General features: G+C 69.0%; 14 protein-coding genes and 1 pseudogene. 3 read left to right on the forward strand and 12 right to left on the reverse strand.

What is annotated here, in order from left to right; translation table 11 throughout:
* The 11 genes and pseudogenes from Pflav_RS39100 to Pflav_RS39150 all read right to left on the reverse strand — a co-directional run bounded on the left by Pflav_RS39100 (nt 1) and on the right by Pflav_RS39150 (nt 9223).
* On the reverse strand, nt 1–1020 hold the full coding sequence (locus Pflav_RS39100; protein ID WP_173041601.1) for a LacI family DNA-binding transcriptional regulator: 1020 nt from the start codon (nt 1018–1020) through the stop codon (nt 1–3).
* Between the two features lie 101 nt (nt 1021–1121).
* Nucleotides 1122–2087, reverse strand: a complete 966-nt coding sequence (locus Pflav_RS39105; protein ID WP_173041602.1) for a carbohydrate ABC transporter permease — start codon at nt 2085–2087, stop codon at nt 1122–1124.
* 1 nt (nt 2088) lies between these two features.
* The gene (locus Pflav_RS39110; RefSeq protein WP_173041603.1) at nt 2089–3141 is read right to left on the reverse strand and encodes a carbohydrate ABC transporter permease; all 1053 of its coding nucleotides are present in this window, start codon (nt 3139–3141) and stop codon (nt 2089–2091) included.
* A 66-nt stretch (nt 3142–3207) separates the two neighbouring features.
* Nucleotides 3208–4557 carry an ABC transporter substrate-binding protein gene (locus tag Pflav_RS39115; protein WP_173042885.1) on the reverse strand — a complete coding sequence of 450 codons (1350 nt, stop codon included), beginning with the start codon at nt 4555–4557 and terminating at the stop codon, nt 3208–3210.
* A 124-nt stretch (nt 4558–4681) separates the two neighbouring features.
* A complete protein-coding gene (locus tag Pflav_RS39120; RefSeq protein ID WP_173041604.1) occupies nt 4682–5401 on the reverse strand; it encodes an HD domain-containing protein in 720 nt (239 codons plus the stop codon).
* Between the two features lie 102 nt (nt 5402–5503).
* Nucleotides 5504–6370 carry an MHYT domain-containing protein gene (locus Pflav_RS39125; protein ID WP_173041605.1) on the reverse strand — a complete coding sequence of 289 codons (867 nt, stop codon included), beginning with the start codon at nt 6368–6370 and terminating at the stop codon, nt 5504–5506.
* A 125-nt stretch (nt 6371–6495) separates the two neighbouring features.
* Nucleotides 6496–6639, reverse strand: coding sequence for a GPGG-motif small membrane protein (locus Pflav_RS39130; protein WP_173041606.1), 144 nt, complete (start codon nt 6637–6639; stop codon nt 6496–6498).
* 42 nt (nt 6640–6681) lie between these two features.
* On the reverse strand, nt 6682–7392 hold the full coding sequence (locus tag Pflav_RS39135) for a metallophosphoesterase family protein (protein ID WP_269474654.1): 711 nt from the start codon (nt 7390–7392) through the stop codon (nt 6682–6684).
* Nucleotides 7393–7421: 29 nt separating this feature from the next.
* Entirely contained in the window at nt 7422–7667 is a 246-nt protein-coding gene (locus Pflav_RS39140) for a hypothetical protein (RefSeq protein ID WP_173041607.1), read from the reverse strand.
* Nucleotides 7664–8209 (reverse strand): nucleotidyltransferase, encoded by a 546-nt coding sequence (locus Pflav_RS39145; RefSeq protein ID WP_173041608.1) that lies wholly within the window; start codon nt 8207–8209, stop codon nt 7664–7666. The genes Pflav_RS39140 and Pflav_RS39145 overlap by 4 nt, the downstream gene beginning before the upstream one ends.
* Before the next feature lie 205 nt (nt 8210–8414).
* Nucleotides 8415–9223, reverse strand: a pseudogene (locus Pflav_RS39150) (SigB/SigF/SigG family RNA polymerase sigma factor).
* Between the two features lie 202 nt (nt 9224–9425).
* On the opposite strand from Pflav_RS39150, the gene Pflav_RS39155 reads away from it, so the two are divergent.
* The gene (locus Pflav_RS39155; RefSeq protein WP_232072439.1) at nt 9426–10055 is read left to right on the forward strand and encodes a dTMP kinase; all 630 of its coding nucleotides are present in this window, start codon (nt 9426–9428) and stop codon (nt 10053–10055) included.
* On the opposite strand, the gene Pflav_RS39160 is transcribed toward Pflav_RS39155, so the two are convergent.
* Nucleotides 10040–10720: an SDR family NAD(P)-dependent oxidoreductase gene (locus Pflav_RS39160; protein WP_173041610.1), complete on the reverse strand. Its 681-nt coding sequence runs from the start codon at nt 10718–10720 to the stop codon at nt 10040–10042. The two genes, Pflav_RS39155 and Pflav_RS39160, sit on opposite strands and share 16 nt — an antisense overlap.
* A 205-nt stretch (nt 10721–10925) precedes the next feature.
* Between Pflav_RS39160 and Pflav_RS39165 the strand changes: the two genes are divergently transcribed.
* Together Pflav_RS39165 and murQ are read left to right on the forward strand one after the other, a co-directional pair.
* A complete protein-coding gene (locus Pflav_RS39165; RefSeq protein WP_173041611.1) occupies nt 10926–11840 on the forward strand; it encodes a MurR/RpiR family transcriptional regulator in 915 nt (304 codons plus the stop codon).
* 32 nt (nt 11841–11872) lie between these two features.
* Complete coding sequence (gene murQ, locus Pflav_RS39170) at nt 11873–12820, forward strand: N-acetylmuramic acid 6-phosphate etherase (RefSeq protein WP_232072441.1); 948 nt, start codon at nt 11873–11875, stop codon at nt 12818–12820.
* The last annotated feature ends 276 nt before the right edge of the window (nt 12821–13096 follow it).

Here is a 13096-nt window from a genome sequence, read left to right on the forward strand (position 1 = left end):
CTAGTTTGCCCGAGGAGGCGCGGTCGATTCGCGGACGATCAAGCGAGTTGGCAAGATCACGGTTTCCCCTCCCGGGTAGTTCCCGCCGGTCAGCGGGCTTAGAAGGATGTTGGCCGCGAGGCGGCCTTGGTCGGCCGCTGGCTGGGCCACGGTTGTGAGGCCCACCACACCGGCCAGGTCGTGGTCGTCTATTCCGATCACGCTGATGTCCTCGGGCACCTTCAGCCCCGCCTGCCGGAGCCCGGCCATGGCGCCCATCGCGATCTCGTCGCAGGCCGCGAAGATCGCCGTGGGCAGGGCCCCGCGTCGCAGGAGCTCGGCCACCCCCCGCTCGCCACCGGCGACCGTGAACTCCTCCTCGACGTCGAGCGCCGGGTCGGGCGTGATACCCGCGGCGCCGAGCGCCTCCCAGTAGCCGCGTCGGCGGTCGATGTGCGTGGTGAACGCAAGCTCGTCGGCGGGGTCGCCGGAGATGTGCGCGATCCGCTGGTGGCCACATTCGAGGAGGTGGGCGGTCGCCGTCCGCGCGGCCGCGACGTCGTCGATCCGGATGCTCGGCCAGCCGGGTACGCCGGTGCCCGAGCTGACCGTGACGCCGGGCAGGGCGAGGCTCGTGACCGCGTGGAAGTCCTGCCCTTGCAGCGGCGTGGCCACCAGCATCAGCGCGTCCACCCGCTTGTGCAGCGCGGCGGTGTGCAGCAGCCGCTGCCGCTCGGTCTCGCTGCCGCCGAGGTTGTGCAGCAGCAGGTCGTAACCGCCCAGGTGAAGCGCCTGCTCGGCGGCCTCCACCACGGTCGCGAAGAACCATCGGGTGATTCGCGGTACAACCACCGCGACCGCCCCGGTCTTGCCGCCGGCGAGCCGGGAGGCACTGGGCGACGCGGCGTAGCCCAGCTGGGCGGCGGCCGCGAGTACACGGTCACGGGTGGCCTGCGAGACCGTGGGTAGGCCGCGCAGGGCCCGGGAAACGGTGGCCGTCGATACGCCGGCCAGCCGCGCGACATCGTCGATCTTTGTCACGCGTGCCCCTCCTCGTGGGTGATCGCGCCGGGTGGGCGGCTCGGGCTCTGCTGGCTCGCTTCGCTCGCCGCGGCTCGGGCCACCCACCCGCGTACTGCGTATCAGCCCTTCACACTGCCGGTGAGGAGACCCCGGACGAAGTACCGCTGGAGGGACAGGAAGACGATCAGCGGGATGACGATCGACACGAACGCGCCGGATGTCAGCCGTTGCCACTCGTTGCCGCGGGTACCGGCCAGCTCGGCTAGTCGTACCGTCAGCGGGGCTGTTTCGTCCCCACCGCCCGCGAAGATGAGCGCCACGAGCAGGTCGTTCCAGACCCACAGGAACTGGAAGATGGTCAGCGATGCCAGCGCCGGCGTGATCAGCGGCAGCACGATGGTGCGGAAGATCTTCGGGTGGCTGGCCCCGTCGACCCGTGCCGCCTCCATCAGCTCGCCGGGTAGCTGCGACACGAAGTTGTGCAGCAGGAACACGGCGAACGGCAGGGCGAAGCAGGTGTGCGCGAACCACACCTGGATGAACTTTTGCTCGTCTTCGAGCTGCCAGGCCGGCATCAGCGTGAGGCCGCCGAGCGAGACGCCGCGGGAGAAGAAGCTCAGCAGCGGCACGAGCGCCATCTGTAGCGGCACGATCTGGAGCGCGAAGATTCCTATGTAGACCCACTCACGCCCGCGGAACCGGATCCAGGACAGCGCGTACGCCGCCATCGCGGCGAACGCCACCGGGAAGAGCACTGATGGGATCGTGATCACGAGGGAGTTCACGAAGTAGTTTGCCAGCTGGCCGGAGGAGGCCGACTGTCCGAAAAGGACCTCGTTGTAGTTTTCCAGCGTCAGCTTGGGGTCGCTGAAGAACGTCCACCAGCCGGTGGTCTTGATCGCGTCCTCGGGGCGCAGCGACGAGATGAACAGGCCGAAGGTCGGCACCGTCCACAGCACCGCGATGAGGATCGAGACGACCGTCGCCGCGCGGGTGTTGAGTCGCCTGCGCACCCGGCCGGCGACCGTCTTGGGCATCGCGTCCGCGGTGGCGGTCGGGAGTGCGGGAGTCGTGGTAGCAGCCATGTCAGCCCTCCCGCTGCCGGCGGAGGTTGCGGATCTGGAAGATGACGATCGGGATCACCAGGATGAAGAGGAACACGGCGAGCGCCGAGCCCTGCCCGGTCTCCTGATAGCGGAACGCCTGGTTGTACATCTCCAGCGCGATCACGTTCGTGTCGTAGTTGCCGTTCGTCATCGTGCGGACGATGTCGAAGATCTTCATCGTGGCCACGGTGATGGCGACGATGACGACGATCAGGGCGGGCCGGATGCTGGGGAGCGTGATCCGCCAGAACATCTGCCACGCGCTGACGCCGTCCAGGCGGGCCGCCTCGATGATGTCACCAGGAACGGCCTTGATCGCGGCGGACAGGATCACCATGGCGAAGCCGGCCTGGATCCAGACCATCACCACGATCAGCAGAAGCGTGTTGAGCGGGGAGTCGAGCAGCCACTGCTTCGGCGTACCGCCCAGCCACACGACGATCTGGTTGAGCAGGCCGATCTGGTCCTGCTCCTCACCGCGGTACGCGTACACGAACCGCCAGATGATGCTCGCGCCGACGAACGAGATGGCCATCGGCAGGAAGACCAGCGACTTGGCCACCGCCTCGAGGCGGGCCCGGTCGACGAGCACGGCGTAGATGAGGCCGACCGAGGTCGCCACCAGCGGCACGAGGACGACCCAGAGGAGGCTGTTCCACAGCACGCTGAGGATGTCGCCGTTGCTGAACATCCAGCCGTAGTTGTCGAGGCCCACCCACTCCGAGCCGTCGCCGTTCTTCAGCGACAGCACGAGGGTGCGGACCACCGGCACCACCAGCCCGATCAGCAGCAGCACCACGACCGGGAGGAGGAAGAAGATCGCGTACCCGAACTCGCGGGGCTTGTGCATGCGGCCCGGGGGTAGGGCCGGTGCCTCGCCCGCGGCGACCGCGATCAACTGGCGCTCGCGTCGCCGGGCGAAATAGCTGGGTACGACGTCGAGCAGCAGCAACAGCCCACCGACGACCACGGCGAACGCGACGAGGCCGTACACCAGCATGGTGAGCTTTGGAGAAATATCCGCGAAGTCCATCCGCCCTCCCGAGGGGGATCGGCCGGCCCGCCCCCGAGAGAGGGGGTCGGGCCGGCCGGCTGTGCGTTACTTCCAGGAACTCTCGACGCCCGCGAGCGTGCTGGCGGTGTCCTTACCGTTGATCCAGTCGACCATGGCCTTCCACAGGGTGCCGGCGCCGACGGCCGACGGCATCAGGTCGGAGCCGTCGAAGCGGAGCACCTTGCTCTGGTCTTGCAGGATCTGGACCGACAGCTTGTCGATCGGGTTGCTGAAGTTGTTGATGTCCGCGCCCCGGTTACCCGAGACCCAGTTGCCGAGCTTGGCCCGGGAGTTCGCGTACTCGGGCGTGGCCAGGTAGTTCTGCACCGCCTGGACCTCGGGACGGTCGGCGAAGGCGACAGTGAACTCACCGGCCGCGAGCACCGGCTCGCCCTTGCTCGGGTCGACGGCGGGGAAGTAGAAGGCGAACACGTCGCCGTCCTCGCCGACCTTCGTGCCCTCCGGCCACTGGTTGGCGTAGAAGGACGCCTGCCGGTGCAGGGAGCACTTGTTGTCCAGGATCGGCAGACCGCCCTCCTGGAACGAGGTGGTCGAGATGCTCTTCACGGGGCCGAACCCGGCGTTGACGTACTTGTCGTTCTTGAGGATCGTGCCGGCCCGGTCGAGCGCGGCGGCGACCTTCGGGTCGTTGAACGGGATCTGGTGGGTCACCCACTGGTCGTAGACCTCAGGCGACTGGTCGCGGAGCATGATGTCCTCGAGCCAGTCGGTGGCCGGCCAGCCGGTGGCTTCACCGGACTCGATGCCCGCGCACCACGGCTTTTCGCCGGTACCGGCGATCTTGTCGCTGAGCGCGATGAGCTCGTCCCACGTCTTGGGGATCGTGTAGCCCTTCTCCTTGAAAGTCTTCGGGGAGTACCACACGAAGGACTTCACATTGGAGCCGAGCGGCGCGCCGTAGAACGTGCCGTTGACGGTGCTGTACTTCAGCCAGTCGGCCGGGTAGTTGGCCTCCGCCGACGCCTTGGTGTCGGCCGGGGCGGCCTTGAGCTTCCCAGCGTTGGCGAACGTGGCCAGCAGGCCGGGCTGGGGGATAAAGGCGATGTCCGGCGCGTTGCCGCCGTCCACCTGCACCTGGAGCTGCGCCTCGAACTCGCCGCTGCCCGTGTAGTCAATCTCGATCCCGGTGCAGTCGGTGAACTGCTTCCAGGACTGCTCCAGCAGGTCGGCCTCGGCGTCGCGGATCGACGCGTAGATGGTGACCTTCTTGCCGTCGTTACCGCTGTACTTTTCGAAGGCGGAGCACTCTGCCGAGGTTTCGTTGCCACTTCCGCTGTCGTTGCCGTCGCCGTCCCCGCACGCGGTGGCGCTGAGCGCCAACCCGACCACGGTGGCGATCACGATGGCTTGGCGTCGTCTGGGAAAGACCGCCATGCCGTCCTCCTTCCTTGCCGGCACGGTGCGTTGGCTCACGTGCCGGTCCCGACTTGGGGCGTGTACACATGTAAGCGCTTGCACGATCTATCGTCCAGGCTCTCCAGCAAAGAAGCCGTAACGATTAGGAAACGTCGGGAGCGCTTCCAGGGTCGTCGAGGATGGCGGCGAAGCGGGTCTCGGCAAGATCGAGCTGGTCCATGATGTGGGACTTGGCGTTGCCGGAAAGCGGCGTGTCCGGGCGGCTGACCAGGTCCCGGAAGACCGGCACGAGCGGCCGGTACTTAGTGGCTGAGCTGCGCATTTTCGGCCCAGTGGTGTGTATGACGCCCACGCCGTTGTCGGTGAAGTCGGACACCTTGATCACGCGGGCCCACGGGTGGCGGTCGAGGCTCGCGGCCACGTGGGCCCGGTACTGCTCGTGGCGGTCCCGCTCCGGGTCATACTCCGGATTTGTTACCGCGCGGACCAGGCCGGCGACGCGAGGGTTGAACCGCCGGCTCAGCTCGGCCAGCGCCGCCTCGGTGTCGCCGCCCAACTCGTCGGGGTGGTCCTCGACCGCGTCGTGGAGGAGTGCCGCCACGATCACGTCGACGTCGTCGACCCCGTAGTGCGACATGATCCGGATCGCGACCCGCAGCAGGTGGTTGAGGTACGGCTCGCGCACCCTGCGGTCGTCGCGGTGCAGCTGGGCGGCGAGCGCCAGCGCTTCGTCGAGCCGCTCGCGGTCGGGTGCGGGGAAGCGGGCGACCTCCAGCGCGAACCGCTTGCGCAGGCCGTCTTCCCCGTAGACCTCGGTGATCGCGTGCAGCGGCATGGTCGTGAGGTACGCCGGGGAGGCCATGGGCTCCAGGTATACCGGATCGGGCCGGTCGACGTAGGCCCGCGCTACGAACCAGGCTCCACAGTGGTCACCGGGACCGGTGACGTCGACGACCGGTGTGCGTCACATCGGCCCGCGCTGGGGACCGTCGATCGCCCGCACCGCCCGCACCGTCCACGGCCGCCCGTGCGGGTCAGCCGCCTCCATCGGCGCCGACCGCCCAGCGGCGCGGGACGCCGGCCACCGGTCGTCGGCGAACTCCTCCTCGGTCATGGCCTGGAGCGCGCTGAACGCGACGCCGATCAGCGTGACCGCGGCGAGCACGGTGATCGGCACGATCAGCAGCGAGGGGCTTAGCCCTTCCACCCTCGTCTCGCCGGGTGTCCACAGTCGGATGCGCATCGCGGCCATGCCGGTGTAGTGCATGCCGCACACGGCGAGCCCAAGCACGAAAGCGCCCCCGATCACCGCTCGCCAGCCGCGTACCGCGACCACGAGCCACAGCGCCGCGGTCGCGCCGGTGACCGCGACGAGGGTGGAGGCGCCGACGAGTGCGGGGTCGTACTCGATGCGGCCGGCAACCCGTACCGCGGCCATGCCGGTGTAGTGCATCGCGACGATGCCGGCGCCGGTGAGCAGGCCGCCGAGGACGATGCGGCCGCCGTTCGCCTCGCCGCGGCCGACGACGAAGAGCCCGGCGCCGACGGTGACGACCGCGACGACGAGGCTGGCGACGGTGAGCCCAGGGCCGTAGCGGACCGGGCTCTCCGGCACGTCGAAGCCGAACATCGCGGTGAAGTGCATGAGCCAGACCGCGGCGCCACCGATGGTGATGGCGGCGAGGACGAGCCAGCGGCTGCGCCGCCGGCGGTGGCGGGCGGCCCGGGCCCGGGCCGTGCAGACCAGGCCGAGCAGCGAGCCGACGAAGGCGATCACGTACGAGACCACGGGATTCACGGCGCCGTACGTCAGGTGATGGATCTCTGCCACGGCTGTGATTGAGACATGCGGGGACGGCCCGGACGTACACGCTGTGTGCCTCTACAAGAAACTGGGCGACTTACGGCCGTTGGGGTAGCCGTAAGTCGCCCAGTTCGCTCAGATGTACCGGAGGGTTAGGTGAAGATGCTGACGCCACCCGGGCCCACGAGCAGCCCGACGATGATGAGGACGATGCCCCACAGGACCTGCCGGCGGAAGAGTGCCAGGACGCCGGCGACCACGAGCACGACTGCGAGGATCCACAGAAGAAATTCCATGTGTTGTGAGGTACCCCAGTGCTCGGCGGCAAAAACCTCTTCTCAGCCCAGCCGATAGACGCTGTACGCCTGCCTGATGACCGGATGCGCGACGTTCCGCACCCGTACGCCACCCGGGGTCGCGCCCCGCTCGGTGCCGCGGTGCGCGTGGCCGTGCACCGCCAGCGCGGTAGGCGCCGAGTCGATGGCCTGGCCCAGCAGGTACGAGCCGAGGAACGGGTAGATCTCGAGCGGCTCACCGGCGAGCGTGTCCGCCACCGGCGCGTAGTGGGTCAACGCGATCCGCACGTCACAGTCGAGGTCGCGCAGCGCCACGCCTAACCGGTCGGCCACCGTGCTCGTCGTACGGATAAAGGCCTTCATCTCCGGCTCGCCGAACTCGCTGGCGCACCGCCCGGCGAAGCCACCGCCGAAGCCCTTTGCCCCGGCGATGCCGAGCCGGCAGGCGGGCGTATCCACCACTGTGCTGTCTCCTTCGAGGACGGTGATGCCGCCCTCGTTGGCGAGCACGTCGACAACCTTGTCGACCTGGTCGCACTGGTAGTCGTGGTTGCCCAGCACGGCGACGACCGGCACGCCGACATCGCCGAACTCCTCCGCCACGCAGCGCGCCTCGGCCTCGGTGCCGTGCCGGGTCAGGTCGCCGGCCAGCAGTAGCACGTCGGCCTGTTCGGGCAATTGCGCCAGCGCCGGGCGGAAGCGGCCGAGCACGTCCTGGTCCATGTGGACGTCGCCGACCGCCGCGATGCGGATCGGTGGGTCGAGCGGGTCGTGGGGGTCGTTCACAGCAGGTCCTCCGCCTCGCTCGGTGGGGTCGCGCGGGTGATGCCGATGTCGACGTGGAGCGGTATGTCCGGGAAGTTCTCCTCGACAAGCCGCACGATCTCGTCCCGGCGGGCTGTGCTCTCCACCTCTCCGTAGAGGACCATCGTGCGCTCCCGGAGGATCACGGTGATGCCCTGCTCGGCGAGGCCCGCGTGCTCGGTCAGCAGCCGCTGTACGGCAGCCTCCGCGTACTCGTCGATCATGCGACCACCTCCAGGCGTTCGAGAAGCAGGAGAAACGCCTCGGCGTACGGCGACTGCGCGGTGTCCTTGCGCACCCGGTCCCAGTCGATCTGCTCGCGCAGCGACCGGGCCAGCGGCAGGCCACGGGTGAAGTCGCAGTAGTGCTCGGTAAAGCTCAGCAGCTTGTGGATCATGAGCTGGGTGGCGGTCAGGCACGGCATGACGATCGCCTCGACGACCCGGGGGACGGTGTCGGCCAACGTCTCGTCGGTCACCGGCGTGTCCAGCGGGTGATGGATCAGATCCACCATCCGGTCCTCGTCGTAGACCTTCACCAGCCAGTCCTCGGGCGGCCGCTCGGCCCGGAAACCGGTCGCCACCAACGCTTCCAGCGCCCGTTCCACGTCCGCCTCGCGGAGCAGGAAGTCGACGTCGTGGTCGCCGGAGTGGCCACCGTGCGCGTACACGGCGAAGCTGCCGCCGAGGACGAAGGGGACGTCCGCCTGCTTCAGGGTGGCGGCAACGCGCTTGAGTGTGTTGACCAATCCGTCGTCGGCACCCATGAAGGCTCCTCGCGCTCGTTCAGTCGGGGGAAGGCAGTACACATACCCGGGCGGCAACCGATTGACACGCCAAGCCGCGGGTACACGCGCGCACGGACGGACCGGTGTGACCTCTGCCCCTTCGTAGAGGCGCACCGGTCCGTCCGTGCGGCTGAACCACTCGGCCGGCGAACCGCCAGCGAGCGTCTGGGGGTCAGGCCCTAAGCTAAGCGGCTTCCTCGCCGAGGTGACCGCGCAGCTTGGCGAGTGCCCGGGCGAGGAGCCGGGACACGTGCATCTGCGAGACGCCGATCTGGTCGGCGATCTGCGACTGGGTCATGTTGCCGTAGAAGCGGAGCGTGAGGATCTTCTGCTCGCGCTGGTCCAGCGCGGCCATGGCCGGGCCGAGCGCGACGCGCAGCTCAGCGAGCTCGAACTCGCCGTCCTCGCTGCCGAGCATGTCGCCCAGCTCGGTGGCGCGGTCGCCGTCGCTGGTCGGCATGGAAAGCGACACCGCGTTGTACGCCCGGGCGCCTTCCAGCCCTTCCAGCACCTCTTCCTCGGTGATCCCGATGTGCCCGGCGATGTCCGCGACCGTCGGGGAGCGGCCGAGCGTCTGGAGCAGCGTGCTCGTCGCCTCGGAGATGCTCAGCCGCAACTCCTGGAGGCGGCGGGGCACCCGGATGTCCCACGTGCGGTCGCGGAAGTGGCGCTTGATCTCACCGATGATGGTGGGGATCGCGTAGGCGGCGAACTCGACGCCGCGCTCGGGGTCGAACTTGTCCACCGCCTTGATCAGCCCGACGGTGGCCGTCTGCACCAGATCCTCGATCGGCTCGCCGCGGCCCCGAAGCGGTTGGCGAGGTGCTGTGCCAGCGGCAGCCAGGACTCGATCACCTGGTCGCGCAGCTTGGCCCGGGATGGGTGGTGCACGGGCAGCGAGGCCATCGTGGCCAGCATGTCCGATCCGTTATCGGTCGCCTGGCGCTCGTCCAGGAGAGTGCTGCTTGCCTTGTGCACGTTTGTCGCGGTCATGGTGGTCCTCCCTGCACCTGTGTCCGGACTCGCGTCTGTCGTCTCATGTCCTTCTCGTGCGCTACCCGATCATCCAGGCGGCGCTAACCGATCAGCTATCTCACCCTAGACCAAACGGTTCAGAGAAATCTAGCCGAAAGTACGATGTTGTGTAGTCCGGGTACCGTGGATCGCTGTGATCTATTCCAGAGTTCGGCCCGCTGTGACCGGGCGACCACGGGTTGTCGCACTCGTGGGCGTCGACGGCTCTGGCAAGACGACCCAGGCCCACAGGTTGGCCGCCATGCTGACCGGGTCCGGCATCCCGGCCACGTACTGGCAGAACGCCGGCGGTCGCCGCTGGTTCGGCCGGCTGGCCAAGCGCCTCGGCCGGGGCAGCGACGCCCAGCGGCTGCTCGGCCGGGCCGGGCTGCTGGTGGTCGAGTCGGTCCTACGCTGGCTCGCGATCGCCCGCGCGCTGCTCCGCTCCCGCCTGAGTCGCCGGGTAGCGGTCATGGACCGGTACGCGGTCTGCCAGTACGCCAGCATCCGTGCTCACCGCGGCAGCCGAGTGGCCGAGTGGGTGGCACGGCGGGCGTACGCGCTGTTTCCCCGGCCGGACATGACCTTCTTCCTCGCGGTCGACCCCGTCGAGGCGGTACGCCGGATCGACCTGCGGGCCGAGGATCACGAGAGCGAGGAGTTCCTGGCCACGTCGACCGCCGCCTACCGGTCACTGCCTGAATTCGGCTCTTTCGTGGTGATTGACGGAAATGGTACGGCGGATGAGGTGACCGCCCGGATCGAGGCGCACCTCGATGCGCTCGGCGATCCGACCTACGCCCGTCCGTAGACCGGGATCGCCGCGCCGCTGGCCGGTGCCGACTCCTCCCCGGCGAAGAAGCGGATCACCGTGGCTATCTCCTCCGGCCGCACCCACCGGGACGTGTCCGCGTCCGGCTGGGAGGCCCGGTTTGTCGGGGTGTCGATAACGCTCGGCAGTACGGTGTTGCACCGCACGCCTTTGGCCTTGTACTCCACCGCCACCGCATTGGCGAACGCCAGTACCGCCGCTTTCGCCGTGATGTACCCGGCCGCGCCGGGGAAAGGCGAGACCGCCGCTCGTGACGAGACGCAGACCACCGCGCCACCCCCGGCGTCGACGAGGTACGGCAGTGCGGCCTGGGTGACGAGGTAGGTGGGGCGCAGGTTGAGCGCCAGCATCCGCTCGAAGTCCTCGATCGGCGTCTGGTGCACAAGTCCGGTCGACGCGTACCCGCCCACGAGGTTGACCACCGCCCGCAGTGGCGCCGCCGGGTCGCTCGCCGCGGTGGCCACCGCGGCGTCGACCGCGACGGTGTCGGTGAGGTCTGCCGCTATATAAATAGCGTCGCTGCCGTCTGGCGGGTCCTTCCGCACGGTCGCGACGGTGCGCCACCCGGCGGCCACGAAGGCGGCCGTGACGGCACCGCCCAAACCTCCCGTGCCACCGGTGATCAGAACGGTGCGATCGGCCATTGCCACACCGTATCCCCATCGCCCCGGCGCGCTGTTCCCGCGGATTCCGGCACGCCGTTCTGGCGGGCCGCGACGATCCGAACGGGCTTGCAGAATGGCACGCTCGGCCGGCATCGGGCGAGCGCGTGGGCGGGGTGCGCGGCGTACCGTCGCACATACCGGGTCACGGTTGACGGTCCCACCATTCTGAAAGTAAGTTTCATCCGTGGCGAAAACGACGAAGGTTTCCGCGACCCACGAGTCGAGCGGGCTGATCCTGCACATCAGCGGCCTGCTGCCGTCGCTGTCGCCCGCTGAGCAGCGCGTGGCGCGCCTCGTCGTGGCCGACCCAGCCGACGCCGCGCGGCGCACCATCACCGATCTCGCGACCGCCGCGGAGACCTCCGAGGCCACGGTGATCCGTTTCTGCCGCTCGGTCGGCATGGAGGGCTACCCGCAGCTGCGCATCCGGCTCGCCGCCGAGGCCGCGCGCCGGGTCGAGCCGCCGGACGCCCGGGTGGTGGGCGGCGACATCCCGCCCGGTGCCGACCTGGCCCAGATCATCGCGACGATCGCGTTCAACGACGCCCGTGCGGTGGAGGAAACCGCCGAGCAGCTCGACCCCGCCGTCTGCGAGCAGGTTGTCGACGCCATCAACGGCGCCAGCCGGGTGGACATCTACGGCGCCGGCGCGAGCGGCTTCGTGGCCTCCGACTTCCAGCAGAAGCTGCACCGCATCGGGCGCATCGCCTTCTACTGGCCGGACGTGCACACCGCGCTCACCTCGGCCGCGCTGCTCGGCAAGGGCGACGTGGCGGTCGGCATCTCGCACTCCGGCACCACCTCCGACGTAGTCGAGGTGCTCCAGCAGGGCCGGGCGCGGGGCGCCACGACGGTCGCGCTGACGAACTTCCCCAGATCCCCGATCACAGAGGTGGCCGACTACGTGCTCACCACGGCCGCGCGCGAGACCACGTACCGCTCTGGCGCGATGGCCAGCCGCCTGGCCCAGCTGACCGTTGTCGACTGCCTTTTCGTCGGCGTCGCGGCCCGCAACCGGACCAAGGCACGCCGCGCGCTCGAGGTCACCGCCGAGGCCGTGCAGACCCACCGCGTGGGCGCGGCCCGGCGGTCCAAGTGACGGCGGAGGCGGACCGGCGGGCGGTTGTCCGAGTGGGGTCGCCGACCGAGAGTCGCAACCCGGACAGCGTCGACCTGGACCTCATGTCCACCCGCGACGTCGTACGGGTCATCAACGACGCGGACCGTACGGTGCCGACCGCGGTGGCGGCGGTGCTGGACGAGATCGCGGCCACTGTCGACCTGGCGGTCGCGGCGATCCGCTCCGGATGCCGGGTGCACTACTTCGGCGCGGGTACCTCCGGGCGGCTCGGTGTGCTCGACGTGGCCGAGCTGCCGCCCACGTTCAACTCGCCTGAGGACTGGTTCTGCGCACACCTCGCCGGCGGCCAGAATGCTGTCTTCCGGCCGGTCGAGGACGCGGAGGACAAGGAGGAGGGCGGCGCGCGGGAGGCGGTGGAGTGCGTACGTCCCGGCGACCTCGTGTTGGGGCTGGCCGCGAGCGGTCGTACGCCGTACGTGCTCGGTGCCCTGCGCGCGGCCCGGGCGGCGGGCGCCGGCACCGTACTGGTGACGGCCGACCCGGACGCGGCGGCGGCCACCGGCGTGGACGTATTCATCGCCGTGGACACCGGGCCCGAGGTGGTTACCGGCTCCACCCGGATGAAGGCGGCGACCGCCCAGAAGCTGGTGCTGAACGCCTTCTCCACTGCGGTTATGGTGCGGCTCGGCCGGGTCTACTCCAACCTCATGATCGACATCGTCGCCACCAACGCGAAGCTGCGCGGCCGGATGATCTCGATCTTGGAGGAGGCCACCGGGTACGGCGAGGAGGCCTGCCGCCAGGCGCTCGCCGCTACGGACGGTGACCTCAAGGTGGCCCTCGTGGCGCTTGTCTCAGGCGCGAGCGTGGCGGACGCGCGGGGGCGCTCGGGACCTCCGACGGTCTGGTCCGCGGCGCACTCGCCCTGCTTTCGGGGGATCCCGGGTATCGTTGATTCGGTCCGCGTTTCCTGCCCGGCCGGCCCTGATCGGCTGTGAGGCGGATCCTGGGCGCCCTCCGTTAGGGCCGATGTGACCCGGGTAATCCTTGATCCGACAGTGAACCGCCTACGGCGTACGTGCGTACTGTGAAGTGACGAGGATCGCAGACAGGTAGTGACCCGGATCGCTGTGCGTTATGGAGCCTGGATGTTGTCATTATTCGGGCGAAGTATGCGCAGTGGCCGCCCAATCCGCCACCGGGTCGGACCCCGAACGCCCTGCTGAGGGCAGTGCACAGCAACTACGCACCGCGCTCTCAGCTAGCACTCAGGC

This window comes from Phytohabitans flavus (assembly GCF_011764545.1).
Classification (GTDB): Bacteria; Actinomycetota; Actinomycetes; order Mycobacteriales; family Micromonosporaceae; genus Phytohabitans; species Phytohabitans flavus.

Bases quoted from the DNA above. Each gene is read 5' to 3' on its own strand.
- Pflav_RS39115 (WP_173042885.1), bottom strand. From the start codon at position 4,557: ATGGCGGTCTTTCCCAGACGACGCCAAGCCATCGTGATCGCCACCGTG.
- Pflav_RS39140 (WP_173041607.1), bottom strand. From the start codon at position 7,667: ATGATCGACGAGTACGCGGAGGCTGCCGTACAGCGGCTGCTGACCGAG.
- Pflav_RS39105 (WP_173041602.1), bottom strand. From the start codon at position 2,087: ATGGCTGCTACCACGACTCCCGCACTCCCGACCGCCACCGCGGACGCG.
- Pflav_RS39160 (WP_173041610.1), bottom strand. From the start codon at position 10,720: ATGGCCGATCGCACCGTTCTGATCACCGGTGGCACGGGAGGTTTGGGC.
- Pflav_RS39130 (WP_173041606.1), bottom strand. From the start codon at position 6,639: ATGGAATTTCTTCTGTGGATCCTCGCAGTCGTGCTCGTGGTCGCCGGC.
- Pflav_RS39120 (WP_173041604.1), bottom strand. From the start codon at position 5,401: ATGGCCTCCCCGGCGTACCTCACGACCATGCCGCTGCACGCGATCACC.
- Pflav_RS39145 (WP_173041608.1), bottom strand. From the start codon at position 8,209: ATGGGTGCCGACGACGGATTGGTCAACACACTCAAGCGCGTTGCCGCC.
- Pflav_RS39110 (WP_173041603.1), bottom strand. From the start codon at position 3,141: ATGGACTTCGCGGATATTTCTCCAAAGCTCACCATGCTGGTGTACGGC.